The sequence below is a fragment of the Halorubrum shenae genome, from assembly GCF_051194165.1.
Classification (GTDB): Archaea; Halobacteriota; Halobacteria; order Halobacteriales; family Haloferacaceae; genus Halorubrum.
Map to the genome: position 1 here is coordinate 143,714 of NZ_JBLZNI010000003.1, position 26,830 is coordinate 170,543.

26 protein-coding genes are annotated in these 26,830 nt (G+C 66.2%); 19 read left to right on the forward strand and 7 right to left on the reverse strand.

All coding sequences use genetic code 11. From position 1 onward, the window contains the following. The first annotated feature begins 43 nt into the window (after positions 1-43). From ACNS88_RS05500 to ACNS88_RS05535, 8 genes are all read left to right on the forward strand, one after another. Entirely contained in the window at positions 44-532 is a 489-nt protein-coding gene (locus ACNS88_RS05500) for a DUF7283 family protein (RefSeq protein ID WP_435094694.1), read from the forward strand. Beyond that, positions 513-953, forward strand: coding sequence for a DUF7285 family protein (locus ACNS88_RS05505; RefSeq protein ID WP_435094696.1), 441 nt, complete (start codon positions 513-515; stop codon positions 951-953). The genes ACNS88_RS05500 and ACNS88_RS05505 overlap by 20 nt, the downstream gene beginning before the upstream one ends. Next, positions 950-1,684, forward strand: a complete 735-nt coding sequence (locus tag ACNS88_RS05510) for a DUF7284 family protein (protein WP_435094698.1) — start codon at positions 950-952, stop codon at positions 1,682-1,684. The genes ACNS88_RS05505 and ACNS88_RS05510 overlap by 4 nt, the downstream gene beginning before the upstream one ends. Continuing rightward, positions 1,678-4,965: a DUF7286 family protein gene (locus ACNS88_RS05515; protein WP_435094700.1), complete on the forward strand. Its 3,288-nt coding sequence runs from the start codon at positions 1,678-1,680 to the stop codon at positions 4,963-4,965. The genes ACNS88_RS05510 and ACNS88_RS05515 overlap by 7 nt, the downstream gene beginning before the upstream one ends. 41 nt (positions 4,966-5,006) lie before the next feature. Further along, positions 5,007-5,456 carry a DUF5791 family protein gene (locus tag ACNS88_RS05520; protein ID WP_435094702.1) on the forward strand — a complete coding sequence of 150 codons (450 nt, stop codon included), beginning with the start codon at positions 5,007-5,009 and terminating at the stop codon, positions 5,454-5,456. After that, positions 5,453-6,358 carry an NAD-dependent epimerase/dehydratase family protein gene (locus tag ACNS88_RS05525; protein ID WP_435094704.1) on the forward strand — a complete coding sequence of 302 codons (906 nt, stop codon included), beginning with the start codon at positions 5,453-5,455 and terminating at the stop codon, positions 6,356-6,358. The genes ACNS88_RS05520 and ACNS88_RS05525 overlap by 4 nt, the downstream gene beginning before the upstream one ends. Before the next feature lie 115 nt (positions 6,359-6,473). Continuing rightward, the gene (locus tag ACNS88_RS05530) at positions 6,474-7,649 is read left to right on the forward strand and encodes a DHH family phosphoesterase (protein ID WP_435094706.1); all 1,176 of its coding nucleotides are present in this window, start codon (positions 6,474-6,476) and stop codon (positions 7,647-7,649) included. Positions 7,650-7,733: 84 nt separating this feature from the next. Further along, positions 7,734-7,880, forward strand: a complete 147-nt coding sequence (locus tag ACNS88_RS05535; protein WP_435094708.1) for a hypothetical protein — start codon at positions 7,734-7,736, stop codon at positions 7,878-7,880. Between the two features lie 51 nt (positions 7,881-7,931). Here ACNS88_RS05535 and pan1 read toward each other — a convergent pair whose 3' ends face one another. Then, positions 7,932-9,146, reverse strand: coding sequence for a proteasome-activating nucleotidase Pan1 (pan1, locus tag ACNS88_RS05540; protein ID WP_435094710.1), 1,215 nt, complete (start codon positions 9,144-9,146; stop codon positions 7,932-7,934). Positions 9,147-9,286: 140 nt separating this feature from the next. Here pan1 and ACNS88_RS05545 point away from each other — a divergent pair, with 140 nt between their 5' ends. The 4 genes from ACNS88_RS05545 (at position 9,287) to rad50 (ending at position 14,031) form a co-directional block, all read left to right on the forward strand. After that, the gene (locus ACNS88_RS05545; protein WP_435094712.1) at positions 9,287-9,550 is read left to right on the forward strand and encodes a MarR family transcriptional regulator; all 264 of its coding nucleotides are present in this window, start codon (positions 9,287-9,289) and stop codon (positions 9,548-9,550) included. Positions 9,551-9,653: 103 nt separating this feature from the next. Then, complete coding sequence (locus tag ACNS88_RS05550) at positions 9,654-9,962, forward strand: DUF7966 family protein (protein ID WP_435094714.1); 309 nt, start codon at positions 9,654-9,656, stop codon at positions 9,960-9,962. Positions 9,963-10,027: 65 nt separating this feature from the next. Beyond that, positions 10,028-11,326 (forward strand): DNA double-strand break repair protein Mre11, encoded by a 1,299-nt coding sequence (gene mre11, locus ACNS88_RS05555; protein WP_435094716.1) that lies wholly within the window; start codon positions 10,028-10,030, stop codon positions 11,324-11,326. Then, positions 11,323-14,031: a DNA double-strand break repair ATPase Rad50 gene (gene rad50 / locus ACNS88_RS05560; RefSeq protein ID WP_435094718.1), complete on the forward strand. Its 2,709-nt coding sequence runs from the start codon at positions 11,323-11,325 to the stop codon at positions 14,029-14,031. The genes mre11 and rad50 overlap by 4 nt, the downstream gene beginning before the upstream one ends. 355 nt (positions 14,032-14,386) lie before the next feature. Here the strand turns inward: rad50 and ACNS88_RS05565 are convergent, their stop codons facing one another. Genes ACNS88_RS05565 through ACNS88_RS05575 form a run of 3 tightly spaced genes read right to left on the reverse strand, consistent with a single transcriptional unit; the run spans position 14,387 to position 15,508 of the window. Further along, the gene (locus tag ACNS88_RS05565) at positions 14,387-14,869 is read right to left on the reverse strand and encodes a DUF7346 family protein (RefSeq protein ID WP_435094720.1); all 483 of its coding nucleotides are present in this window, start codon (positions 14,867-14,869) and stop codon (positions 14,387-14,389) included. A gap of 27 nt (positions 14,870-14,896) precedes the next feature. After that, positions 14,897-15,280 carry a DUF7322 domain-containing protein gene (locus ACNS88_RS05570; protein WP_435094722.1) on the reverse strand — a complete coding sequence of 128 codons (384 nt, stop codon included), beginning with the start codon at positions 15,278-15,280 and terminating at the stop codon, positions 14,897-14,899. 54 nt (positions 15,281-15,334) lie between these two features. After that, positions 15,335-15,508: a DUF7331 family protein gene (locus tag ACNS88_RS05575; RefSeq protein ID WP_435094724.1), complete on the reverse strand. Its 174-nt coding sequence runs from the start codon at positions 15,506-15,508 to the stop codon at positions 15,335-15,337. Positions 15,509-15,609: 101 nt separating this feature from the next. Between ACNS88_RS05575 and ACNS88_RS05580 the strand changes: the two genes are divergently transcribed. From ACNS88_RS05580 to sufD, 4 genes are all read left to right on the forward strand, one after another. After that, positions 15,610-19,626 carry a DNA polymerase domain-containing protein gene (locus ACNS88_RS05580; RefSeq protein ID WP_435094726.1) on the forward strand — a complete coding sequence of 1,339 codons (4,017 nt, stop codon included), beginning with the start codon at positions 15,610-15,612 and terminating at the stop codon, positions 19,624-19,626. Between the two features lie 135 nt (positions 19,627-19,761). Then, complete coding sequence (locus tag ACNS88_RS05585) at positions 19,762-20,679, forward strand: ABC transporter ATP-binding protein (RefSeq protein ID WP_435094728.1); 918 nt, start codon at positions 19,762-19,764, stop codon at positions 20,677-20,679. Positions 20,680-20,731: 52 nt separating this feature from the next. Beyond that, positions 20,732-22,162, forward strand: a complete 1,431-nt coding sequence (sufB, locus tag ACNS88_RS05590) for a Fe-S cluster assembly protein SufB (RefSeq protein ID WP_435094730.1) — start codon at positions 20,732-20,734, stop codon at positions 22,160-22,162. A gap of 1 nt (position 22,163) precedes the next feature. Continuing rightward, the gene (gene sufD / locus ACNS88_RS05595; protein WP_435094732.1) at positions 22,164-23,396 is read left to right on the forward strand and encodes a Fe-S cluster assembly protein SufD; all 1,233 of its coding nucleotides are present in this window, start codon (positions 22,164-22,166) and stop codon (positions 23,394-23,396) included. Between the two features lie 97 nt (positions 23,397-23,493). Here the strand turns inward: sufD and ACNS88_RS05600 are convergent, their stop codons facing one another. The 3 genes from ACNS88_RS05600 to ACNS88_RS05610 all read right to left on the reverse strand — a co-directional run bounded on the left by ACNS88_RS05600 (position 23,494) and on the right by ACNS88_RS05610 (position 24,780). Beyond that, positions 23,494-23,679, reverse strand: a complete 186-nt coding sequence (locus ACNS88_RS05600) for a hypothetical protein (RefSeq protein ID WP_435094734.1) — start codon at positions 23,677-23,679, stop codon at positions 23,494-23,496. After that, a complete protein-coding gene (locus ACNS88_RS05605; RefSeq protein ID WP_435094736.1) occupies positions 23,676-24,014 on the reverse strand; it encodes a HalOD1 output domain-containing protein in 339 nt (112 codons plus the stop codon). The genes ACNS88_RS05600 and ACNS88_RS05605 overlap by 4 nt, the downstream gene beginning before the upstream one ends. A 124-nt stretch (positions 24,015-24,138) precedes the next feature. Beyond that, entirely contained in the window at positions 24,139-24,780 is a 642-nt protein-coding gene (locus ACNS88_RS05610; RefSeq protein ID WP_435094738.1) for a helix-turn-helix domain-containing protein, read from the reverse strand. 162 nt (positions 24,781-24,942) lie between these two features. Between ACNS88_RS05610 and ACNS88_RS05615 the strand changes: the two genes are divergently transcribed. The 3 genes from ACNS88_RS05615 (at position 24,943) to ACNS88_RS05625 (ending at position 26,795) form a co-directional block, all read left to right on the forward strand. Further along, positions 24,943-25,599, forward strand: coding sequence for a helix-turn-helix domain-containing protein (locus tag ACNS88_RS05615; protein WP_435094740.1), 657 nt, complete (start codon positions 24,943-24,945; stop codon positions 25,597-25,599). A gap of 90 nt (positions 25,600-25,689) precedes the next feature. Continuing rightward, a complete protein-coding gene (locus tag ACNS88_RS05620) occupies positions 25,690-26,112 on the forward strand; it encodes a DUF7344 domain-containing protein (protein WP_435094742.1) in 423 nt (140 codons plus the stop codon). 83 nt (positions 26,113-26,195) lie between these two features. After that, positions 26,196-26,795: a DUF5789 family protein gene (locus tag ACNS88_RS05625; RefSeq protein ID WP_435094743.1), complete on the forward strand. Its 600-nt coding sequence runs from the start codon at positions 26,196-26,198 to the stop codon at positions 26,793-26,795. The last annotated feature ends 35 nt before the right edge of the window (positions 26,796-26,830 follow it).

Genomic DNA, 26,830 nt, shown 5'->3' on the forward strand with positions numbered 1-26,830 from the left:
CTCGAAGCGATCATTTAAGTATAAAGCCGCGGCCAGCCGCCCCGTGTTCGAGACCCACCTCGATGCCACGTACGCGTGGCTCGGCATCGCGCTGGTGAGCGTCGCGACCGCCGGCGTCGCCGCCGCGCTCCCGGCCACCCCGCCGCCGGACGCGAGCGGCGTCGCTCACACGATCGACTCGGTCGCTAACAGCGAGTATCCCGCGACGGCGGAACACGGGATCGCCGCGGGCCGTATCCGCCTTACCGAACGGTCCGTCTCGCTCAACGGCGGAGGCGGGACCGCGCAGGCGTCGATCCGCGCGCCACGGATAACGCCTCTCCCGGCGGAGCGAGCGGGTGTGTCCCGCGATAGCGGTCTCCGTCGGGTACTCGCCGGCGTTCCGCCGGACGCGGTGTTCGACGATCCCGAAGACTTCGCAGCCGCTGCCGAACGCGCGCGATCGACCGATCACCAGTGGCGTCCGGCGCCGGAGCGGCTGACAGTGAGACGCGTTCACTACGGAGGGGTCCATGTCACGCTCGTCGGGTGATCGGTCCCTCCACGGAGGGGATACCGAAAGTCGTGCCGCGGTCGAGCCGATCGCCGCCCTGGTCGCCGTCCTCGCCGTCGGCGCGGCTCTCAGCCTGTACGTCGGCGCGCTCGACGACGCAGCGTCGGATCGGGAGCGGCCGACCGCCGAAGAGACGCTCGATCGGGTCGAGCCGACGGTGACGACGGGCGGCGTCGTCGAGCCGAAACGGTTGCGCCGCGTCGACGAGTTCCGGTTCGCCGCGACCGTCACGATAGAGGCCGACGGAGCGACGTGGACGGTCCGATCCGGCGACGGGGCGCCGACGGCGGAGGCCGGCCGGAGCACGGACACGGTCGCGGTCGCCGAGCGGCCGGTAACGGTCGGCGTCGGGCCGGGCCGGAACGTCCGCGGAACCCTTCGGGCGGTGGTGTACCGATGACAAGCACCGTACTCGACGTGACGGTGTTGCTCCTTTGTGTTTCCGCGAGCGTCGTCGCGCTCGGTGCGGCCGATAGCGACAGCGAGACGGCGGGGCCGGAAGCCGCCGAAGTCGCCGATCTGATCGCGACGGAGACGGTGACAGTGACGTACGCGTCGGACGAGGCGCCGAACCGGACGCGGACGGTGCACGCGACGCGCGCCGAGCTGCTGGCACTGGTGGCGGCCGGAGGGGGAGGAGGCGGTGGGAAACGCGCTTCGAGGGAGGCGTTCGAGTCCGAAGCGCTGGCGGCCATCGAACGGGGTCTCGGACCGCGAACGCGGATCGACGCGGAGGTGGAGACGGAAGCGTCAGGCGATCTCGAGAAGCAGAACAAAAGCGAAGCGGGGAGTCGTTCGCCGGACGCCGCAGTCGGATCGGCCCACCAGATGTCGAATGCGCCGGCGTCGCCGACCGGACCGGGGAGATGGAGATTCGATTCCGACGTAATCGACAGGGCTTCGGCAGGGTCGGCCGGAACGGGTGTCCCGTGGCGTATCGATCGGGAAGAAAGCGGCGACGGAAGCCGCAAAACGGAGGGTCAGCCGACGGGGTCCGATTCGCCAAATCCGGTCACAGTGGGTAGCGCTCCGCCTCAGGGCGCCGACGTCACGGTTGCGGTGATCACGCACCCGCTGTCAAACGACTCGGACAAAACCAGAACGGTTCGGATCGTGGTCAGGAGGTGGTGAGCGTGCGAAACCGACTGTCAACCGCACGGGCGCCCGACTCCGGATCGCGGTGCCGATCCTTCACCGTCGACGAGCGCGCGCGAGTCCCGTTCGCGCTGATCGGCGTGCTCCTCCTGGTGACGAGTTCGACGTACGCCGCGGGTATTGCGGAGCAGGGGCTTATCAGCGAGGACCGGAGCGTGGAGCGCGCCATCGAGCGGGTCGACGCCGACTCAACTGCCGCGCTCAGGACCGCAGCGCGTCAGGCCGCGCACGACGCGGCCGCGGAGCCGGTGACGCGGGCGCCGGACGAGACGGCCGCCGGGCGTTCGGACAGCCGCGAAACGACTGCGGTCAGGAACGGGTCCGCCTTCGAAGACGCGTTCCGGATACGGCTCGCGATCGCCGGCGCCGAGGCGCTGTCGGCCGTCGACGCCGAAATCGGTGATGTGACGGCGACGGCGTCGCTACCGGCGGTCGACGATCCGAGCGAGCTGGCAGCGGCTCGCGACCGGGTCGACGTCGAGTCCGTCGCGAACGGAACGGCGACGCGGGTGACGTTCGAGGGAGTGAAAACGACTGCGACGCGGAACGGACGCACAGTCGTTGATCGAACGGAAGACAGGACAGTCGTGGTCGCCGTGCCGACGCTCGCCGCACACGAACGGACGGAGCGGTTCGAGGAGCGGCTCAACCGGGGACCCGTCGAGGGACCGGGGTTGGGCCGGCAGCTCACCGCGAGCCTCTATCCGATGAGCTGGGCGCGGGGGTACGCGCAGTACGCGGGCGCTCCGGTCGAAAACGTGCTCGCGAACCGTCACGTGGAGCTGTCAACGAACGCGGGGATCGTCCGAACGCAGCGCGACGTGTTCGGCGCGAGCGACCCGAACGCACGCGGCGGAGTGGCACGCGCGACGGCGCGGACGGGCGTCACCGATCTGCTCAAACCGACCGGCGTCGACGAGGGGTCGTGGACCGAGGCCGTGCTCACTGCGCCGACGCCCGGGCGAACCGACGGCCAGAGGAAGGGAGAGAGTCCGAACGGTCAGCCAAGCGAGGACGCCGCGTTCGAACCGAGCGAAGACCGGACGGACGAGCGAACGGCGGTCTCGATCGGTCGCGCGGCAGACGAGGGGGCGACGCGTGTCTACGGCGATCTGGACGCGACCATCGAGGACGCGTACCGAGTCGAAGCGAGCGTCGAGACGTCGACGACGCGCATCGTCGACGGCGGGCGTCCAACGCCGCCAACGCCCTCGTCCTCGGAGGCCACGACGACTGGCGATTGGGAGCGCGTCGACCTGCGTCGGACGGAGCGGACGCCGGTCGTCAGCGGGTCTGGCGTGCCGGAAGGCGTCCCGTCGGGGACGGTCGACCCCGGCGAGCGGGTCTCGTTCGGCGTTGCGACCCGCGAGGCGACCGTCGAGCGCGTCGCGGTCGCGGAGTGGGAACGGGTAACGGTCGAGCGCGGCCCGAACGGGAGCGTCGTCGACGAAACGGTCCACCGGGCAACCACACACGAGACGGTGACCGATCGCTACCGCGTTCGGGTGTCGGTCTCGGGAGCGCACACGCCGACCGACGGAGCGCCCGATCGGGCTACCGAGACGTTCGGTGCGGGCGACGCGAGCGATGGTCCGGACCTGAGGGACGTCCCACCTGCCGCCCGAGCGGACCTCGGTGTCGGCACCGAGACCGGCATCGATCGAATCGCCGAAGACGCGGTCAGCGGCGGGGACATCACGCGATCGACGACCATCGTCGGGTCTCGTTCGTCGGCCGACCGGGATGCCGTTGCGGCCGACGTGGCCGCGCTCGCAAGCGACGTGCGCGACGTCGAAGTCGAGGCGTCGATGGAGGAGGCGGCGGTCGGTGAGGCGGAGCCGTACGCCGACCTCGCCGACGTGCTTCGCGACCGACGCGCGGAACTCGTCGACGCGCCAGCGACGTACGACGGCGCCGCGGATCGGGCCGGGACCGCCGCCCGCGCCGCGTATCTCGACGCCGTGATCGACGAGCTCGAAGACGCCGCGGATGACCGCGAGCGCGCGACAGACGGGTTCCTCGACCGCGTGAGCGGCGCCTTCGACGGTCCCGACGTGGGCGACGCCCTCGCCAGCCGCGAGGCCGCCCGCGATCCCGGAACGTACGCGGTCGGGGAAGACGGCCCGGGCGGGGCGGTGACCTTCGCGCCGAGGGGCGCTCCGGGATACCTCCCGCGGACGACCGTCGACGGAGAGATTGTCGACGGTGTAAACGGGACGACAACCCGACCGCTCGCGGTCCGCAACGTGAACTACGTCACCGTGCCGTACGGCGAGGTGTCGAGCGGCATCGTCGCTCGGATCCTCGGCAGCGAGGACACGGTGCGGGTCGGAACCGCCGGTCGGTCGCTCCTCTTAGCGAACGAGGCACTGGAAGCCGGCGACGACCCCGATCTGCGGGCGGACCGAGATGCGCTCGCCAGACAGGTGTCCGGGTCGTTGGACGAGGTGGACAGCGAGCTCCGATCGACGCTCCGCGTTCGGACCTCGCTGTCGCGCGACGAGCGGCGCGAGGTCCTCGACGAGACCGCGGCGGGCTACGGGTCGACGGCCGAACGCGCGGTCGCCGTCGGAAACGGGTCCTATCCGGATCGAGTCGCCGCCGAGGCCGCGAGCGTCGGATCGCTGTCGCGGGCGGCCGAGGAGGCGCTCGCCGCGAACCTTCGCGTCGCAACTCGGACCGCAGCCGGGAGGGACGCGGTTCGGGTCCCGACCCGGTTCGTCGACGAGACGACGAGCGGCGCCCGGGTGCTGCTCAGGGACCGGATGGAGAAAGCGATCGAAAAGGAGGCGGCCCGAGCGGGCGAGGCGGCCGCCGGAAAGGCGAGCGAGAAGGCGGTCGAAGAGCTGGGCGAGAAATGGTCAATGGAACCCGCCCGCGCCGTCGGTGCGGGCCTCCCGGTCGCGCCCGTGCCGGGATACTGGGTGACGACGGTGAACGCCTGGCGCGTCCAAGTCCGCGGGGAGTACCCGCGGTTCGCGCTGCGCGCCGACGTGGGCGCGCCCGGAGAGCGCTTCGCGTACGTCCGAAGCGAGGGCGACGTGACCGTGGATGTCGGCGGAGAGACGGTGCGGCTGGGCGAGACGGAGCCGGTCGCGTTCGAGACCGAGACGGTGGTCGCCGTCGCGGTTCCGGCCGGACCGCCCGGCGTCGGCGACGTCGACGGCACCCGCGACGAGCGGTCCGGGGGGTGGCCCTGCCCCGGCGCGATGGGAGAGTCGCCCGCGAGCGACGATGGGGCGTGTACGGCGTCGTAACCGACCGTAGCCGTTTTGAGACGCCGCGACCGAGAGCGACTATGTTTCACGAAGTCGTCGCCGACGGCGCGGCGGAAGCCGAGAGCGACACGGACGAGGTGACCGCGGCGGCGCTGCTGGCGTCGTTCGAGACGCTGGTGAGCGAGGCGGTCACCGAGGCCGGTCGCGACCGGATTGCCGAGGAGACGGGGGTCGACGGCGACGCCATCGACGCCGCTGCCGACGGGACGGTCGCTGCACTTCGGCTCGAAGACGGAGCCGCGATCGTCGCCGTTCCGAGCGACCGCGACGTCGACACGGTCGTCGCCGAGGTCCGCGATCACCTCCTGATGGGGATGGCGACGGCGGTGCTCGACGTCGACACGCTCGCCGCCGCGATCGACGCGGACCTCACGGGACAGGAAGTCCAGCAGGCGCTCGAGGGCCGCGCCCCGATGACGCTCGGCCAGCTCGCGGAGATTATGGCGGTCATCGAGCGGCGGAAGTCATGAGGGTCGTCGTCGTCGGCTGCGGCTACGTCGGACTCGAACTCGCCCGACAGCTCTCTGAGCGGGGCCACGCCGTGACGGGCGTCCGGCGGTCGGACGCCGGGTTGGACGCGATCGAGTCGGTCGGCGAAGGCGAGGTGGAGGCCGCCCGTGCAGACGCGACCGACCCGGCGTCGCTCGCCGTACTCCCCGACGCGGACGCGGTCGTGTTCGCAGCCAGCTCCGGCGGTCGCGGCGCCGCAGCCGCCCGGGAGGTGTACGTCGACGGCCTCCGGAACGTGATCGAGGCGTACGGAAAACGGGCGGCGACGCCGGACAGACTCGTCTATACCTCCTCAACGGGCGTGTACGGCGACCACGGCGGCGCGTGGGTCGACGAGGAGACGCCGATCGAGCCGACGACGGAGAAGACCCGTGTCCTTGCGGAGGCGGAACGAACCGCGCTGGAGACGACGAGCGAGTTCGGGATCGACGGGACCGTCGCGCGCTTCGCGGGACTGTACGGTCCGGAGCGCTACCGGCTCGAACGCTATCTCGACGGACCGGTTACGGCCGGCTACCTCAACATGGTCCATCGCGACGACGCGGCCGGGGCGGTCCGGTACCTCCTCGAAGCGGACCGCGCTCGCGACGACGCCGTTCTCGTCGTGGATGACGAGCCGGTCGACAAGCACGTGTTCGCCGACTGGCTGGCAGACGCGTGCGGGGTGCCCCGGCCGGCGAAACGATCGAAAGAAGAGCGAATAGCGGACGGCGACCTCTCCGCGGCGGCCGAACGACGGATTCGGACCAGCAAGCGCTGCTCGAACGAGCGCCTGCGGGCGCTCGGCTACGAGTTCGCGTATCCGACCTTCCGAGAGGGATACCGCGACGCGGTGCGGGCGTCTCGGACAGCGAACGACTGAACAGGATCATCACAATCGCCGAGATGTGGCCGTCTCCCCGCTGTTTTCGGGCCGTTTTCGGTTGGTCGAAACGGTAACGAACCTTGATGTACCGGGAGCGAGTCGACCGGCACGTATGTGGTCTCTGAGCGCGGTCGACGGCCCGCTCTCGCAGGCGGAGGCGACGGTCCGGGAGAATCCGGAACTCGCCGTTGTCGTCGCAACCGTCGCGTTCGTCGCGCTTGTCGGCGCGTACGTGTTGTATCGCGCTCACAGGACGCCCGGCGTCAGGTTCCGCCGTCTGCTGGCCGAACGCGACGAGATCGCGGTTCTGATGCATCCGAACCCGGACCCCGACGCGATGTCGGCGGCGCTGGGCGTCGCGTCGCTCGCGGAGCAGCTCGACGTCGACGCGACGGTCCAGTACCCCGGACAGATCCGCCATCAGGAGAACCGGGCGTTCCGCACGGTGCTCGAGTTAGAGCTGGATCCGATCGAACACGTGAGGGATCTGGCCGCCGAATCCGTCGTGTTGGTCGATCACAACGAGGCGCGGGGGTTCGCCGGCGCCGACGGCGTGCTGCCGCTCGCAGTCGTCGACCATCACCCCGGCGACGGGGCCGGCGAGTCGTTCACCGACGTGCGAACCGACTACGGCGCGACAGCTTCCGTCATCGCGGAGTATTTCAAGGAGAACGACGCGACCCCGGTACCGCCGGACAAGCACGCGAGCGAGACGGACAGCGATCTCACGCTTCCCACCGACACGGCGACCGGACTCTTATACGGGATTCTCACCGACACCAAACACCTGACGGTCGGAGCGAGCGAGCCCGACTTCGCGGCCGCGGCGTACGTCTATCCCGGCGTCGACCAAGACCGGCTCGACCGGATCGCCAACCCGGCGGTCGACGCGGAGGTGCTGGAGGTGAAGGCGCGGGCCATCGCGGGTCGCCGGATCGAGGGATCGTTCGCCGTCGCCGACGTCGGCGGGGTGAACAACGTCGACGCGATCCCGCAGGCGGCCGACGAACTGATCCAACTGGAGGGAGTCAGCGCCGTCATCGTCATCGGCGAGCGCGACGGGACGGTCCACCTCTCCGGGCGGTCGCGAGACGACCGCGTCCACATGGGCAACGCGATCGACGCCGTCCTCTCCGACTGCGACAACGGCAACGGTGGCGGCCACTCGCGGATGGGCGGCGGGACGATCGCGCCGACGATCGACCCGACGAACGACGAGGAACCGGAGACCGTGGACCGCGACGCCCTCGCTGACGACCTGTTCCGCGCGCTGGCGGGCGACGTGTGAGCGGGACGCAGCCGTCGAACGAATAGGGGCCAGCAGGGCGGTCCGGCCACCGGCACTTAAGTCGACGGCGGCGAAGCCACAGGTATGCGTCTTGACCTCTCGGCTCGCGACCTCCCCACAGAGAACGGCTGGCGCGCACTTTCGGGTGTCGGCGTCGGCTACGCCATCGCGACCGGACTGATCTTCGCGCTCTTCTTTATCGTCCCGTTCCTAGTCCTGCGGACGCTGTAGCGACTGGTGGCGAGTCGAACGAACGACGAAAAATCGGGATGGCGAGCCGCGTCAGGCGAACGCCAACGAGTCGTCGGCGCCGGTCTCCTCGTCCTGCTGGAGCTTCTCGTGGGCCCCGAGGAAGTCGTTGAGAGAGACCTCGGTGCGGTCGTCGCGGATGGCGAACATCCCGGCCTCCGTGCACATGGCCTTGATGTCGGCGCCAGAGGCCTCCGGCGTCATCTCGGCGAGTTCGGTGAAGTCGATATCGCTCGCGAGGTTCATCTTCCGGGTGTGGATCTGGAAGATGATCTCGCGGCCCTCGGTGCCCGGCTTGGGCACCTCGATGAGGCGGTCGAAGCGACCCGGCCGAAGAATCGCGGGATCGAGCATGTCGAAGCGGTTCGTCGCCGCGATGATCCGGACCTCGCCGCGCTCGTCGAAGCCGTCCATCTCGGAGAGCAGCTGCATCATCGTCCGCTGGACCTCGGCGTCGCCCGAGGTCTTCGAGTCCGTCCGCTTCGAGGCGATGGCGTCAATCTCATCGATGAAGAGGACGGCGGGCTGGTTCTCGCGGGCGACTTCGAACAGGTCTCGGACCAGCTTCGCGCCCTCGCCGATGAACTTGTGGACGAGCTCGGAGCCGGCCATCTTGATGAAGGTGGCGTCAGTCTCGTTGGCGACCGCCTTCGCCAGCATCGTCTTGCCGGTGCCCGGCGGGCCGTACAGCAGAACGCCGCTCGGCGGCGTGATCCCGACGTCTTCGAACATGTCGGGGTGTTCGAGGGGCATCTCGACGGTCTCTCGGACCTCCTGCATCTGGTCTTCGAGTCCGCCGATGTCGGCGTACGTGACGTCGGGCGAGTGCTCGACCTGCATCACGCGAGCGCGCACGTCCGTCTCCTTCTCCAGCTTCTTCACGACGGACAGCGAGTTGTTCACCGCGACCCGGTCGTCCGGGTTGAGCTTCTCTCGCATCTCGGCGGTGATCTCGGTGAGCGCCTCCTGGTTGTTCCCGTGCTGTTTGATGACCGCGCCGTCGGGCGTGATCTCTTGGACCGTCGCCACGAACAGCGGGGACTGCTTCAGCTTCTTGTTCTCGTGGGTGAGCCGTTCGAGCTTCTGTTGGTACTTGTTGTTCTCGGCGTTCGCGTCGAGGAGCTTGTCGCGCATCTCCTCGTTTTGGGACTCCAGCACGTCGAGCTCCTCTTGGAGGGACTCGATCTTCTCCTGTCTCGACGCCGACCCATCGTAGGGCATCTCGACGTCGTCGACGGTATCTGTCATTGTATCTAATAAGGCGTCTCGCGCGTAAGAGGTTTCGGGTGGGGGAGAGTTATCGAGGACCGACCGCCGAGTAAATGCCCATTAGTAATTAAACAGGATAGTAAATATTATTTAACAGCATGAGATATGGAGAGGTACGCATGAGTACCACCGACGCCGTCGCAGCCGAGGAAGACGTCACCGACCGCTGGAGCGCCGTCCGAGATCTGCCGCCGAGCGCGAAGCTCGTCGCGAAGGTCCTCGACTACAACGAGACGCTCACGCAGAGCGAGCTCGCCGAGGAGACGCTGCTCCCGCCCCGAACCGTCAGATACGCGCTCTCGCGGCTGGAAGAGGAGGACGTCGTCGACTCCCGCTTCTCCTTCGCCGACGCCCGAAAGCGGCTGTACACGCTATCGGTGTGAGACGACGGACCGGATCGATCGCTCCGGGCTTGTATCCGCCCTAGCCGCTGTCTGTTCTGCTCTCAGAGCTATCTCTTATGACCGATAACGACCCAGCCCGCCCATGGTCTCGACCGCCGCCGTCAAGGAGGCGCTCTCCGCGCTGGCGAGCCGCACTGACACCGCGACCCGACCGTCCACCGCCGTGATCGACGAGGCCGACGCCGCGCGGGCCGACCTGCGACGCGCCGCCGCGTTCGTCGACGCCGACGGGCTCGCCCGACTGGACGAGGCGATCGCCGCCGCCGAGCGCGCCGGCGACAAGACCGCCGCCGAACGGGGGCGGGAGGCGCGCGCGGCGTTCGGTCGGTTCCGCGAGGCGGCGGACGACGGCGGTCGATGCGACGGGCCCGACGACAAGAGCCCTCGATGACCGCCGGACCACTTCCGCTCCGCCCCCGGAACCCCTAAACCCGATACCGGCCAAGACCCGGACAGATGACACGGGTGATCCACACCGGCGACACCCACATCGGGTACGCGCAGTACCACTCGCCGGTCCGACGGCAGGACTTCCTCGACGCCTTCGCGGCCGTGATCGATGACGCGATCGAGGGGGAGGTCGACGCGGTGGTCCACGCCGGCGACCTCTTCCACGACCGCCGCCCCGAACTTGGCGACCTAATGGGGACAATCTCGGTCCTCCGGCGTCTCGACGACGCGGAGATTCCCTTCCTCGCCGTGGTCGGGAACCACGAGTCGACCCGCGGCGGCCAGTGGCTCGATCTGTTCGAACGGCTGGGGCTCGCGACCCGACTCGGCGACGAGGCGACCGTCGTCGGCGACACCGCCTTCTACGGGCTCGATCACGTCCCCGTCTCGCGACGTGACGGCCTCGACTACGCGTTCGCCGAGCACGACACCGACTACGCCGCCCTCGTCGCGCACGGCCTCTTCGAGCCGTTCGGCTACGCCGACTGGGACACGGAAGAAGTACTCGCGGAGAGCACGGTCGCGTTCGACGCGATGCTCCTCGGCGACAACCACACGCCAGACGTCGCCGAAGTCGACGACACGTGGGTCACGTACCCGGGGTCCACGGAGCGCGCGAGCGCGAGCGAGCGCGAGGGGCGCGGCTACAACCTCGTTACCTTCGACGCCGACGCCGCCGGCGGCGACGACCGCGTGGAGATCCGGCGGCGGGCGCTCGACACCCGCCCGTTCGTCTTCGTGGAGGTCGACCTCCGCGACGGCGAGGGCGCGGCGCGAGTACGCGAGACGGTCCGCCAACACGACCTCGACGACGCGGTCGTCCTCGTCGACGTGACCGGCGACGGCGACCCGGTCACGCCGGCCGCGATAGAGGAGTTCGCGACCGACGAAGGAGCGCTGATCGCTCGCGTGACCGACCGCCGTGAGGTGGAGACGGACACCGAACTCGACGTGAGCTTCGCGGACCCCGAGGACGCCGTCCGGGAACGGATCGACGAGATGGGATTGTCGGAGGCCGCCCTGGATATCGAGGAGGCGGTCCGCGCCGATACGATTCCCGATACGAACGTTCGGGAGACGGTGAAACGCCGGGTCGAAGAACGGGTCGACGATCTCGAGGCGTTCGACCGGGGTGAGCCCGCGGACGAGGACGGCGACGAGGGGGAAGCCGAAAGCGACGAAGACTCCGAAGCCGGGCACGCAACTGACGATCCTGACCGCGAATCGCCCGATAGCGAGGACGAGACGGCGACGACCGAGACTGCCGACACCGACGGACAGGTCTCCATGGAGGACTACCTGTGAACTTCGACCGCGTCCGGCTCGCGAACTTCAAACCGTACGGCGACGCCGACCTCAGACTGACCGAGGGCGTCACCGTCATCCACGGGCTCAACGGCAGCGGGAAGTCCTCGCTTTTGGAGGCCTGTTTCTTCGCCCTGTACGGGTCGAAGGCGCTCGACGGCACCCTCGGGGACGTGATCACGAACGGCAAGGAGGAGACGGAGGTGGGCCTCTGGTTCACCCACGACGGAGGCTCGTACCACATCGAGCGACGGCTCAAGCGGTACGACGGCCGGATCGACCACCAGTGCACGCTCGAATCGACAGACGAGAGCGACGTGACCCGCGACGGCGCCCGGGCGGTGCGGGAGTTCGTCACCGAGCTGCTTCGGATGGACGCCGAGGCGTTCGTTAACTGCGCGTACGTTCGCCAAGGCGAGGTGAACAAGCTGATCAACGCCACGCCGCGCGAGCGACAGGACACGATCGACGACCTGCTCCAGCTCGGGAAACTGGAGGAGTACCGCGAGCGCGCCGGCGACGCGCGGCTCGGCGTCGAAGACGTGCTGGATAACCGACGCGGACGGCTCGATCAGCTCGACGACCAGATCGCGGAGAAAGAGGAGAAGGGCCTCCACGACCGGTTCAACGGGCTCGAAAGCGATCTCTCGGAGGTCACCGACGAGATCGATCGCTACGAGACGCAGCGAGAGCAGGCGAAAGAGACGCGCGAGGCCGCCGCGGAGACGCTGTCGACTCACGCGGAGAAACGGGAGACGCTGGAGTCGGTGGAAGCGGAGATTGACGAGATCGAAGCGGCGATCCGCGAGGCCGAGCGCGAGCGTGACGGCCACCGCGACGCGATCCAGGAGGCCCGCGAGCAGATCGAAGCGATCGAGACCGCGATTGCCGACCAACTCGACGACGCCGGCCTCGACGCGGCGAGCGACGAGCCGATCGCGGCCCGCCGCGACGAACTCGACGAGCGCGAGGAAACGGTCCGCGAGGAGCTGGACGACGAGCGGGTGAGCGCCGAGGCGTTCCGCAATCAGGCGACGAACCTCGCCGGGAAGGCCGACGATCGCGCCGAGCGCGCTACGGAGGTCGAGTCCGAGGCCGACGACATGGCTGACGACGCCGAGGCGGCCGCCGAGGAGGTCGCCGAGCGCGAGTCCTCGATCGAGGAACTCCGCGAGGAGGCCGAGGCGCTTCGCGAGCGGTTCGCGACCGCCGACGCCGACGTCGATCGCGAGGGCGTCGCCGACGAGTACGAAGAGGTGCAGGAGCGCCGCGGCGGGGTCCGCGAGCGGATCGCCGAGCTGTCGGCGGATCTGAAGAACGCCCGTGAGCGTGTCGAAGAGGCCGAAGAGCTGCTCGCGGCGGGGAAGTGCCCCGAGTGCGGGCAGCCGGTCGAGGACTCGCCGCACGCGAGCGGAATCGACGAGGACCGCGAGCGAGTCGCCGAGCTGGAGGCGGAGCTCGAGGACGCCCGCGAGCGCGAGAATGACCTCGACGACCGGATCGCGGAGCTGAACGAGCTCGCGAGCGCGGCGGACCGACTCGATGAGATCGACGAGCGGGTCGAAACCCTCGAAGAGCGCGTCGAGGAGAAGCGAGACGAGGCGGAGGACAAGCGGGAGGCAGCAGCGGAGAAACGCGAACGCGCCGCGGCCCTCCAGGAGGAGGCCGAGGAGACCCGAGAGGTCGCCGCCCAGAAGCGCGAGGAGGCGGAAGCGGCCGCGGCGCGCGTGACAGAGCTCGAGGACGCGCTCGCGGCGGTCGACGAGGCCCGGGAGGCAGTGGCCGCGATCGAAGACCGACGCTCGGTGATCGCAGACGAGGAAGACGCGATCGAGCGCCGCCGCGAGAAGCGGGAAAACCTGGAAGCGGTGAACGACGAGCGGCGCGACCGGCTCGCCGACAAGCGCGAGCGCCGCGACGAGCTGGCCGACGCCGTCGACGAGGACGCGGTCGAGGAGGCGAGAGGCAAGAAGGAACGGGCCGAGGAGTACCTCGAGAAGGTCGCCGGCGAACTCGATCGACTGGAAGGGCGCCGGACGGAGCTGGAGAACGCGATCGGCGGGGTGAAAGGGGAAATTCGGGAGTTAGAGAACCTCCGAGCGGAGCGCGAGTCGCTCGCGGAGCGGGTGGACGCGCTCGAAGACCTCCACGAGGAGACGAGCGAGCTGGAGGCGATGTACGGCGACCTCCGAGCGGAGCTCCGGCAGCGCAACGTCGCTCAGTTAGAGCGCACTCTGAACGAGACGTTCGAGCTGGTGTACGGCAACGACGCGTACTCGCACATCGAGCTCGACGGCGAGTACGTCCTCACCGTCTACCAGAAGGACGGCGAGCCGCTGGACCCCGAGCAGCTCTCAGGCGGCGAGCGCGCCCTGTTCAACCTCTCGCTCCGCTGTGCGATCTACCGGCTGCTCTCGGAGGGGATCGAGGGCGCAGCGCCGACCCCACCGCTCATCCTTGACGAGCCGACCGTCTTTCTCGACTCCGGCCACGTCTCCCGGCTCGTCCGACTCGTCGAGGAGATGCGCGGGTTCGGCGTGCGCCAGATCCTCATCGTCAGCCACGACGACGAGCTGGTGGGTGCGGCCGATGAGCTGGTGACGGTGGAGAAGGACCCGCGCACGAATCGGTCGACAGTGCGCCGTGAGGACGCCGCCGATCTCGACGCCGACGAACTCGACATCGCCGAACTCGCCGACGACTGAGCGAGCGCACGACTGAGCGGACAGACGCTCTGCCGCGGCCATTTATAAGTGGCTGCCCGCGATCCAATCGGCGGAAAGCGACGGCTCTCGCCGGCAGCAACGGGGAGAGACCCCGCCAGTCCGCATCGGCGTGCCCGCCCGCGCCCTATAAGGCGCGGGCGGACCGCGAGGTCCCCGTAAGCGGAGCGAACGGGGGCTCGGAAATCTCTGATTCCCGGTGGAGGCGGCGGGTCGGCGCGGACGGTGCCGCGCCGACCCGTCCGCCGAGGCTGGGGAGGCGCGAGGCATACGCTCGGCCGAACGACGGTACAGTCGCAGACGACGGGAGTTAGTCCAGATCGCACTTATAAACAGCTTATCCGTCTCCGTCGCGCTCGTCGGCCCCGTCGTCGAGTTCATCGACATCACCGCCCGTCTCGCCCCGCAACAATCCCATCGCTTCGACCGCAACCGGAGTCGCCTCGTAGCCGCGCTGTCCCGCGACCTCGGCCTCGTCGATCAGGCCCGCGGCGCGGAACTCCGTGAGCGTGCCGTGAAGGTCGGACTCGCACATATCAGCCGCGTCGAGCAGGTCGATCGCCGCGATCGGGCCCTCGTCGACGACCACCGCGAGCAGGCCGAGCGAGCGGTCGTCGCGGACCGCACCGACCGTTCGTCGGACCGAGGCCGGCACGCCCGAGGCCGCAGTCGCGAGCGGCGACTCGCCGTCGACGACCGAAAGTTCGTCGTTGTCGACGTACCGCTCCTCGCCGGTGGCCGGGTCCCGGACCCGGCTCGACTCGGCGGAGCGTTTCACGAGGAGGTACGTTTCGCCGGCCGCGTCACGAACCGTCTGCATGGATCGGGAGAAGCGGTCGCGCGGACATTACGCTTCCGGGGACGAGGGGTCCGCGTCGGGGTCGGAGTCCGCGTCTTTCGATCGCTGCCACGACCGATACGTCTGATAGGTTCGGACGCCCGCAAGAAGTCCGGCAACGAACAGGACAGGACCGATCCGCGACCACCCCTCGAAGAACCACAGCATCGGGCCGAGCGCGACGAGAAGCACGGCGGCGTTGGCGAGGAAGACGGCGACGACGAACGCGCGGAGGGTCCCCGAGTCGACGTCGCTCGCGCCTTCGAAGTCACCGCTATCGTCAAACGTCTTCACCGAGGGCGCTTTCGGGATGTCCGGCGTCATCTCCCGCTCGGCGTCGGAACTCTCGCCGAAAGAGACCTCGCCCTCGTCGTCCTCGTCGAGACTGAACACACCAGTCGTACGCGGGGACGGGCCAAAGGGGTTCCGTCCGGGTGCGAGCGGCGATCAGGTCGCGTCGGCCAGCCGGACCGTTCGGCTCGCTTCGACCCACGCGAGGGGGTTCGCCGCGTCGAAAAGCACCACGTTCCCGTCGTCCTCGTACACCTCCACCTCGGCGTCGACCGCGTCGGAATCGGCCGGGCGAGCCGCCTGGGGTTCGGAACGTGGATCCGATGACATAGACCGTGGTATGCCGTCGCACATTATATGCCTTTCCGTGCTGGGAGTCGTCGTCGCACCCGAAAGCCGAGTTTTTTAGCCGGGTGCGCCAAAGCACGGGTATGACTCAGTCGGGGCTGTCGGACTTCTCGTCGTCGGGCGATGCGGGCGACGGGTCGGGAGACGGCACGGAGGCCGAACGGGAAGCGCTGGCCGCACAGGAGGCGGCCGCCGTCGCCGGCGGCGGGCGCGGACACGTCAGCGACGTGGTCGACGTCGACGAGGCGAAGTTCCCGGAATCGACCGGGACCGTCGAGCTGATGGTCACCCAGATCGATTACGCCGTCGAGGGGTACGGAAGCGACGAGTACCCGGTCGTCCACGTCTTCGGTCGGCGACCGGTCGAGGACGGTGACGACGCCGTCGAACACCTCCGTGTGTTGGGCGTCGAGCCGTATTTTTACGTCCCCACCGCCGACCTCGACCGCGATCCCACCGAGGAGTACGACGTGGTGATCGGGACGCGCGAGGAGAACGTCGAGGGCGAGCCGTACGAGAGCATCCGCGGCGAGCCGCTCACCCGGATCGTCACCCGCACGCCCCGCGACGTGGGGAACATCCGCGACGACTTCGCGACCAGCTTCGAGGCGGACATCCTCTTTCCGAATCGCTTCCTGATCGACAACGGGCTCAAAGGCGGTATCCGCGTGGAAGAGCGCCGACTCGACGACGAGGAGGGAACGATTCAGGTCCACGAGGGCATGCTCGAACCCGCAGACGTCGACGCCGAGATGCGGGTGAACACTTTCGACATCGAGGTCGATGACCGCCGCGGCTTCCCCGAGGACGGCGAGGAGCCGATCATCTGTCTCACCAGTCACGACTCCTACGACGACCAGTACGTCGTCTGGCTGTACGACGCCCCCGAGGCCGAGGTGCCGGCGCCAGAAGACCTCCCCGACTACGAGGGGATTGTCGATGGAGACGGAGAGATCGACTTCGAGGTCCGCACCTTCGAGACGGAGGCAGCGATGCTGGACGCGTTCGTCGAGTATATCGACGAAACCGACGTAGACCTTATGACGGGCTGGAATTTCGAAGATTTCGACGCGCCGTACCTCCTCGACCGGATGGAGGTGCTCGACGACGGGAGCCAGTACGACCTCTCGGTCGACCGTCTCTCCCGCATCGGCGAGGTGTGGCGCTCCGGGTGGGGCGGTCCCGACATCAAGGGCCGGGTCGTCTTCGATCTGCTGTACGCCTACAAGCGCACGATGTTCACCGAGTTGGAGTCGTACCGGCTCGACGCCGTCGGCGAGCGCGAGTTGGGGATCGGTAAGGAGCGCTACACGGGCGACATCGGCGATCTCTGGGAGCAGGACCCGGAGCGCCTGTTAGAGTACAGCATCCGCGACGTGGAGCTGTGCGTCGAGATCGACCGGAAACAGGACGTGATCGCCTTCTGGGACGAGGTGCGCACCTTCGTCGGCTGCAAGATCGAAGACGCACCGACCCCCGGCGACACCGTCGACATGTACGTCCTCCACAAGGCGTTCGGGAAGTTCGCGCTCCCCACGAAGGGCCAACAGGAGTCGGAGGAGTTCGAGGGCGGCGCCGTCTTCGACCCGATCACCGGCGTCAAAGAGATGGTAACTGTCCAAGATCTGAAAAGTCTATACCCAATGTGCATGGTGACGATCAACGCCGGCCCAGAGACGAAAGTCGATCCCGGCGAGTACGACGGGGAGACGTACGTCGCGCCCAACGGGACGCACTTTCAGAAGGAGCCGGACGGGATCATGCGCGAGATGGTCGACGAGCTCCTCTCCGAGCGCGAAGAGAAGAAGGGGCTCCGGAACGACCACGACCCCGGCACCGAGCCCTACGAGCAGTACGACCGACAGCAGGCTTCTGTCAAGGTTATTATGAACTGCTTCACGCCGGACACCGAGGTCGTGACTCCGGGGGGCGTTCGGTCGATCACGGACTTAGAGGTCGGCGACGCCGTCTATTCGCTTGATCCCGACACCGAGGAGATGGAGGTCAAGACCGTCGAAGAGACCCACGCGTACCCCGACTACCGGGGCGAACTCGTCGACATCGAGACCTCCAAGATCGACTTCCGGGTGACGCCGAATCACCGGATGCTAGTCCGGAAAAACGAGACGAACGGGATCACCGAAGACAGGTACGGCTTCGTGGAGGCCGGCGATCTCGATCGGGCGACCAACTACGAACTTCCCCACGATTGGGACGGGCCGGACGGGGAGCAGGTCGACGAGGTCGATCTGACCGAGCTCGTCGACGGCGAGTACGAAGTGTGGGTTCGACCGAGCGTCCACGGCCACACGTTCACCGCCGAGCTCGGCTGGACGCCGCAACGTGTTCCGAAGGCGGATATCGGACAGACCGGATACGTGTTCACGGCGGAAGAGTTCGAAGAGCACCGCGAGTACATCGAGTCAGTTTGTGAGACGAGCTTCGTTCACCGTGAGTCCGGTCGAAAGTGGATCCCGCGGACGTTCGACGGCGACGACTTCCTCGAACTGCTCGCGTGGTACATCACGGAAGGAAACGTGTATACGTCCGAGGAGAAGCGGTTCGGTGACACGCTTCGCGGCTCCGCGACCACGATACAGATCGCACAGGACGTCGTGGCGGACGGAGGGAACACCGATCACGAGACGATCGGCCAGCTTCTCGATCGGATGGAGTTAGACTACTACGTCAACGAGCGGAGCTATCAGTTCACGTCGGAGCTCCTCGGGGATTTCCTCCGAGACAGCTGTGGCGACGGGAGCTTTGAGAAACGGGTCCCGGAGCGCGTCTTCGAGGCGACGAAGGCGCAGAAACGAGCGTTCTTGGAGACGCTGATCGACGGCGACGGTGACAGGCAGGCCGAATCGTGGCGTTACACGACGTCTAGCGAGCGGCTTCGGGACGACGTGCTCCGCCTGTGTGCGCATCTCGGGGTTTCCGCGAGCTACAGTCAAAACAGCGGAAGCTGGCGGATTTACGTCACTGAGAATGGGAAGAACACACTCCGGATGCATCGGAGTGAGACTCGAAGTACGGCCGAAGACGGCGTCTACTGCGTGACCGTCGAGGACAACCACACGCTCCTCGCGGGACGGAACGGGAAGTTCCAATTTGTCGGCCAGTCGTTATATGGTGTGACGGGGTGGGATCGGTTCCGCCTCTACGACAAAGAGGGCGCTGCAGCCGTCACAGCGACAGGTCGGGAAGTCATCGACTTCACAGAAGAAGCCGCTAACGAGCTTAATTATCAGGTTTCGTATGGAGATACCGATTCGGTCATGTTATCGTTGTCAGACATGTCGAAGGAGGAAGCCATCGAGACCTCCTTCGAGATAGAGGACCACATCAACGAGCGCTACGACGACTTCGCGCGTGATGAGTTGAACGCTGACGTTCACCGCTTTCAGATCGAGTTCGAAAAGCTCTATCGCCGCTTCTTCCAGGCCGGCAAGAAGAAGCGGTACGCGGGTCACATCATCTGGAAGGAGGGGAAAGACGTCGACGACATCGACATTACCGGCTTCGAGTACAAGCGCTCGGACATCGCACAGATCACGAAGGAGGTCCAACAGAACGTCATCGAGACGATCGTGACGGGCGACGACATCGACGAGGATATGGGGGAAGTCAAGGAGTACCTCGTTGACGTCATCGCGCGTGTGCTCGACGGCGAGATGGCCCTCGACGAGATCGGGATTCCCGGCGGTATCGGGAAGAAGCTGGACGCATACGAGACGCCGACCGCGCAGGTCCGCGGGGCGAAGTACGCCAACCTCATGCTCGGGACCAACTTCGGTAGCGGGTCGAAGCCGAAGCGGCTCTACATCGAGAAGGTCCATCCCGACTTCTGGACGCGGATGGAAGAAGAGAAGGGACTCGACCCCCAGCGCGACCACCTGTACGGAGAGTTCAAACGCGATCCGGACGTGATATGCTTCGAATACGCCGATCAGGTGCCCGACGAGTTCGAAGTAGACTGGGAGAAGATGCTGGAAAAGACGCTTCAGGGGCCGATAGAGCGCGTCATCGAGGCGCTCGGGATGTCGTGGGAGGAAGTCAAAACGGGCCAAGAGCAGACCGGACTCGGCTCTTTTATGTGATTCGCCCCGGATTCTGAAAATCGCTTTTCGATTGATGAGAGAAATTTTTCGGTATTTATGGATATTCTACGGGGAGATGCGTAACCATTAACCCGCCAAGACACCACTGTACGGACACGAGGCACGAGAATACATATGGCAACTCTCGAAATCAACGATCTTCATGCGCGAGTGGCGGAAGAGGACGGCGAACGAATTCTTCGCGGGGTCGACTTAACCGTCGAGTCCGGAGAGATCCATGCGCTGATGGGTCCGAACGGCTCGGGGAAGTCGACGCTTGCGAAGGTCATCGCCGGCCACCCCGCGTACGAGGTCACCGGCGGCGAGATCCTCCTCCATCTCGACGAGGAGGACGTCGCCGACATCGACGCCGAGCTCGACGACGAGGATTACCACTGGAAGCTGCTGGAGCTCGAACCTAACGAGCGCGCCGCGCTCGGAATCTTCCTCGGGTTCCAGTACCCGGCGGAGATCGAGGGTGTCACGATGACGAACTTCCTCCGGCAGGCGCTCAACGCCAAGGCGGACGAGCGCGAGGAGCTGTTCGAGGACGAGGACGCCGAAGAGGCTGACGCGGACGAAGACGAGGGGTACGAGACGTCTCCGATGGAAGGCCCCACCGACGACGGCGAGATCGGCGTCGCCGAGTTCCAGCAGATCCTCTCCGAGAAGATGGAGCTGCTCGACATGGACGAGAAGTTCATGCAGCGGTACCTCAACGCGGGCTTCTCCGGCGGCGAGAAGAAGCAGAACGAGGTACTGCAGGCCGCGATGTTAGAGCCCGCAGTCGCAGTACTCGACGAGATCGACTCCGGGCTGGACATCGACCGGCTACAGGACGTCTCGAAGGGAATCAACGCGCTCCGTGACGAACAGGGCACGGGCGTTCTCCAGATCACCCACTACCAGCGGATTCTCGACTACGTCGAGCCCGACCACGTCCACGTAATGTTAGACGGCGAGGTCGTCAAAAGCGGCGGCGCGGAGCTCGCCGAGAAGCTCGAGGACAAGGGGTACGACTGGGTCCGCGAGGACGCGTTCGAGGCCGCGTAACCACAAATGGTCACGCAACAGGAATAAACGGGGCAACACGTAACACAATATCATGAGCTCACAACAGGACGAACTAAAAGAGACAGACACAGAGGCCCGCTTCGAGTTTAAGAAGGAGGAAAAGTCCGCCTTCCAGACCGAGAAAGGTCTCACCGAGGAGACGGTCCGCGTCATCTCGGAGGACAAAGACGAACCGGAGTGGATGCTGGAGCGACGCCTGCGCGCGCTCGAGCAGTTCCAGGAGATGCCGATGCCGACCGACTGGCCCGGACAGCCGGACCTGAGCGAGGTCGACGTCGACGAGATCATCCCGTACATTCGGCCGGACGTCGATGTCCGCGCCGGCGTCGATGACTGGACCGAACTCCCAGACGAGATCAAGGACACGTTCGACAAGCTGGGCATTCCGGAGGCCGAGAAGAACGCGCTCTCCGGCGTCGGCGCCCAGTACGAGTCGGAGGTCGTCTACCAGAACATGCAGGAGCAGTGGGAGGAGAAGGGCGTCATCTTCTGTAACATGGACGAGGCCGTCCAAGAGCACGAAGAGATCGTCCGCGAGCACTTCATGACGAAGTGCGTCCCCCCGAGCGACAACAAGTTCGCCGCGCTTCACGGCGCGATCTGGTCCGGCGGCTCGTTCGTCTACGTGCCGGAGAACACCACCGTCGACATGCCGGTACAGGCGTACTTCCGGATGAACTCCGAGGGGATGGGGCAGTTCGAGCACACGCTCATCATCGCCGAGGAGGGCTCCGAGGTCCACTACATCGAGGGCTGTTCCGCGCCGAAGTACTCGGCGTTCAACCTCCACTCCGGCGGCGTCGAAGTGTTCGTCGGCGAGGATGCCCACGTCCAGTACTCTACAGTGCAGAACTGGTCGAAGAACACCTACAACCTGAACACGAAACGCGCCATCGCCGAGAAGGGCGGGCGCATGGAGTGGATTTCGGGGTCGATGGGGTCGAAGGCGACGATGCTGTACCCCTCGACGATCCTGAAGGGCCGCGGCGCCTCCGACAACCACATCACCATCGCGTTCGCTGGCGAGGGCCAGAACATCGACACCGGCGCAAAGGTGTACCACAACGCGCCGGAAACCAAGTCGACGGTCGAGTCCAAGTCGATTTCGAAGGACGGCGGCCGCACGAACTACCGTGGGCTCATCCACATCGCCGACGGCGCCGAGAACTCCTCGACGGCCGTCGAGTGCGACGCGCTGATGTTCGACAACGAGTCGACGTCGGACACCATGCCGTACATGGAGATCAACGAGTCGAAGGTCGACGTCGCCCACGAGGCGACCGTCGGGAAGATCGGCGACGAGGACATCTTCTACCTGCAGTCGCGCGGCCTCGACGACGACGACGCCAAACAGATGATCGTTTCGGGCTTCATCGAGCCCATCACGGAGGAGCTGCCCATCGAGTACGCCGTCGAGCTGAACCGGCTCGTCGAACTCGAGATGGAGGGCTCGCTCGGATAACATGAGCACGCAAGCAATCGAGAGCCTCTCTGAGGACACGGTACGACGTATCGCCGACGAACGCGACGAGCCCGAGTGGCTCTTGGAGACCCGTCTGAACGCGCTTTCCGCGCTGGAGACGGCCGAACTGCCCGACGTGATCCAGACGCCCGGGCGGCGCTGGACCGACCTCGCGGCGCTCGACTTCGAGTCGCTGGTCGACCCGCTGAACCAGTCGGACGCGACCGAGCGGTCGGCCGGCGACGACGAAGTCGTCATCCTCCCGTTCACCGAGGCGCTCGACGAGTACGGCGACGTCATCGAGACGAACTTCGGCTCGGTGCTCGACCCCGAACACAACTACCTCACGGCGCTGTCTGTCGCGCTCTTCACGACCGGCACGTTCGTCTACGTCCCCGAGGGCGTCGACGTCGAGGACGTGACGGTGCGCGCGGAGATGAATTCCCGCTCGCTGTTCAGCCAGACGCTCGTCGTCGCCGAGGAGTCCTCCTCGGTGACGATCCTCGAGTCGATCGAATCCGGGGACAGCGAGGCCGCCGCCTCGGGGAGCGTCGACGGCGACCGATACTTCTCGAACCTCGTCGAGATCGCTGCGGGCGAGAACGCGAACGTCCAGTTCGGCTCGCTTCAGAACCTCGACGACGAGTCGTACACCTACTCGCTGAAGCGCGGCGTGACGGACGCGTACGCGACGATCGACTGGATCGAGAGCAACTTCGGCTCGAAGCTCACCCGCTCGGACGTCGAGACCGAACTGAACGGCGACGGCTCCGAGACCCAGATCGTCGGGACGTTCTTCGGCACCGACGACCAGCACTTCGACGTTAACGCCCGCGTCTGGCACCAGGCCGAGCACACGACGGCCGACCTGGTCACGCGCGGCGTGCTCGACGACGTGTCTCGCTCCGTCTACGAGGGGGTTCAGGACGTCGGCAACGACGCGTGGAACACCTCCAGCTACCAGCGCGAGAACACGCTGATGCTGTCGGACGACGCCGAGGCGGACGCGTCGCCGAAGCTGATCATCCACAACCACGACACCGAGGCGTCGCACTCCGCGACGGTCGGACAGGTCGACGCCGAGGACCTGTTCTACCTCGAGAGTCGCACGATCGACTCGCACACGGCGCGGAACATGCTCGTCGAGGGCTTCTTCGTGCCCGTGTTAGAGGAGATCGCGGTCGACGAGTTCCGTGACGACGTCGAGGACCTCGTCTTCGAACGCCTGCAGTAGGCGGGTTCGGCGCAGTTTTTTTTAGATCCGGCCGCAGGTGAAGCCGCCGCTCACGGGCGAGTAGGATATCCGCTTGCGATCGAGGGGATCGGTGCGACTACGCAGAACCGTCCGGCTTCCGTACTTCAGAAATAACGGCGTCCCAGTCGGGGTGTTCCGCGCCGTTCCGACACTCCCACCCGCCCTCGACGTCGACGCCCGTCTGGTGCGCGCGGCGAAGCAAGGCCTGTAGTTCGGCGCGGAACGCCGCCTCGTCAGACAGCGTTTCCTCTCCGGAACTCATGTAGGCGAGGGGTTCCCGTCTCCAACGCTCCGGTCGTGCGTTTGAGTTGCGAGTACCGTATCTCCGGTGACGGTGAAGTCGTGTCCCGCGAACGTGGAGGTGACTCGGACGTGGTCACCGGCCACCCCACTGAGAAGCGCGTTGAGCGACTCGACATCGACCGAGTGGAACAGCGGGTCCAACTCCGTCGGATCAGTCTCCAGAATCTCCGCGAGCGTCGCGATAACTGCGGTACTGGCCGACGTCTCCGTGTGATTGTATCGTGCCAGGTACGTCTCCGAGTTCGGACGGAAGCTGAAGGAGTCAAGGAGGGTTTCGGTCTCGCTAACAGGCATATAGGTATGTAACGGTCCGCGTCGGTTCAAGTGTAACACTGATAGTACAGAAGGTATTTAAACAAATGGGGGAGGCAAAAGTTCTGTTGACGGTCGAGCGGTCACCGGGGCAAGCGACAGCGCGTCACGGCGAGATGAGCGTCTTCGCGATCAGTCGACGATGACCGCGTCTGATTCGGGAGGACAGCGACTGTTGGGAGATACCGAGTTCCGCCGCGACCTCCTGCAGCGACGCCGTTCGCGGCGAGTCGAAGTAGCCCCGCTCGTACGCCAACACGAGCGCCTCTCGCTGGCTCTCCGTGAGTTCGTACCCGTCCCCCTGCACCGGCAGAAGCGAGTGCACAGCGGTAATCTCGATGGGGATGTCGTGAGCCTGGCAGTCCGCTCGAAACTCGGCGATCCGGTCGCGGCCGTCTCCGCGGACCTCGAACTGCCACCCCTCTTTGGTACCGATACCCGAGAGCACGACGATGTTGGCATTCGCGAGGGCGTTCAGAATACCGTAGTAGTCGTTTTTCCACCTCGCACGCAGTAGGTACTCGTCGTTGACTTCGTCGATAAGCTCGATGTTTACGACGCCCCGATGCGCCTCGAAGGCGGCTTCGATGTCTGACGCGCGCGCGCCCCGGACCCAGAAGTACGGGACGATGAGCGCTTCGTCCGGAACGAGTCGCTCCAGCTCCACCGTCACCCCCGGCAGATTCTCGAACACCGTTCCCAGCGGAAACTCGTCCGCTGGGCTCGTGAACTCCATGACAGTCGCCATACCGGGCGATCGCTCCGGATAAATATAACCGGCAAGTATGGTGTACCAAGCAGCCGACCGTCGGACGGAACGAGCGTTCACACCGCTCAACCGATTCGACCATGATATACCATGCTTTCCTTCTTTATATGAGGATCGGTAAGTACGGTCCAGAGCCAAGTAATGAGTGTGATTGTGGAGTTCCGCGTGTCGTCCGAGGACTTCGAACTCGGACGGATACTCTCAGTCAAGGGGGACTCCACCGTCGAGCTCGAAACGCTCGTTCCCCTCGGAGACGCCACCGTTCCGCTGTTCTGGGTCCACAACGCCTCGCGGGACTCGTTCGTCGAGGGGGTCCAGCAACATCCGACCGTCGAGGAGGCCACACCGATCGACGAGTTCGACGACCGCACTCTCTTCACGCTGGAGTGGGACACGAACCAAGACGCCCTCATTAGTGCGCTACAGGCGAACGAGGGGCAGATTCTGAACGCCGTCGGGACGCCGTCGACGTGGAAGTTCGAGGTCCGGTTCTCGACCCACGAGTCGCTCAGCGTGTTCTCGACAGACTGCGAGGCCAACGAGATCGGACTGGAAGTGACGCGCGTGTACAACCCATCGGAACCGGACGTGCAGCCGTGGTACGGGCTTACGGAGCCCCAGTTCGAGGCGCTGACGCTCGCAATCGGGATGGGGTACTACGACATTCCGCGGGGGTGTACGACGAAAGAGCTCGCCGACGAGTTCGGCATCTCCGATCAGGCCGTCACCGAACGACTCCGGCGCGCTATCGTGGCGCTCGTCGGCTACACCATTCCGATGGTCGAGTCGAAACGATGACATCCCGGCGTTCGGGTTTCCCCGAACCGCAAGGCGAACATGGTACACCATGGGAAACTGACTGGGGGGGGAAGTGAGTACACGTGACATGTGGAACATACTGAGAGCGACACCCTCGACAAGCCGGGAAGATCCGCGGTAGACAACGCCCCGAAACGCGGGGAGAGTGTCGGGGAGCAACGCCGAGATTCGGACGGTGTCCTGTCGGCGCTCGCTGACGAGCGGCGCCGGACGATCCTCCGATCGCTGGACCGAGACGATGGGGACGCGTCCGATCTCGACACGCTCGTCGACGACATCCACGACGAAATCCGCGACGAGAACGCACCGCCGGACACCGAACGACAAGAGATTCGAATCAGGCTACACCACGTCGATCTGCCCAAACTGGAGGCGGCCGGTCTCATCGAGTACGACACCGACGCAAAGCGGGTCCGGGGCGTCGAGGACGCCTTCGCCCGCCGGCTGCGTTCGGTGGTCGACGAGAGCGAGCCGACGAATCGCAGCGGATAGGCCCTCAGACGTTCATTATTTCGAGAGTATTATATTTTCAAACTACCTACAGTACTATACGGACGAGCGCCGTAGATTCGCGAATGGCAGACGACAAGGACGGACGAGAGAAACAGGCGCAAGACGCGGACGATCGCCAGCGGCGGCGCGACATCGCCGCGGAGCTAGAACGCGGCGACGAGCCGGAGCCGGATATCGACGCCGCGGACCTCGACGACGTTGAGGCCGAGCTCGAATCGTTGGAGTTCCCGGCCACGGGGGCGGAGATACTCGCGGCGATCGGCGACCGCGATATCGGGCCGTCGGACGAGCGGTACACCGTCGAGCAGCTGGTCCCCGAGACGGACGAAGTGGTGTTCGACTCGCCGGACCGCGTCCGGGTTCGGATACAGCGACCCACAGTCGCCGCGGCCATGAAGCGGATCGTGGAGCTCAGCGAGACGCTCCCGAACGAGGAGCTCGACGGATCGCAACACGACGCCTACGAGAAGACCTTCCTCGAGCTGAAGCGGCTCAGTCCCGACGACGAGGACGAAGAGATCGGCGTCGTCCGCGACTGGGTCGTTGACCGGATCCGTGACGAGGAGAAACTCCCGAGCTCGCGACAGATCCGTCGACAGGCGGCGAAGGTCTGTCGACAGAACGGATACCAGATCCGGAACGACGACTGGCTCGGCATCTAACGCGCCGGCATCGCGTCGGAGGGGAACCCCTTAAG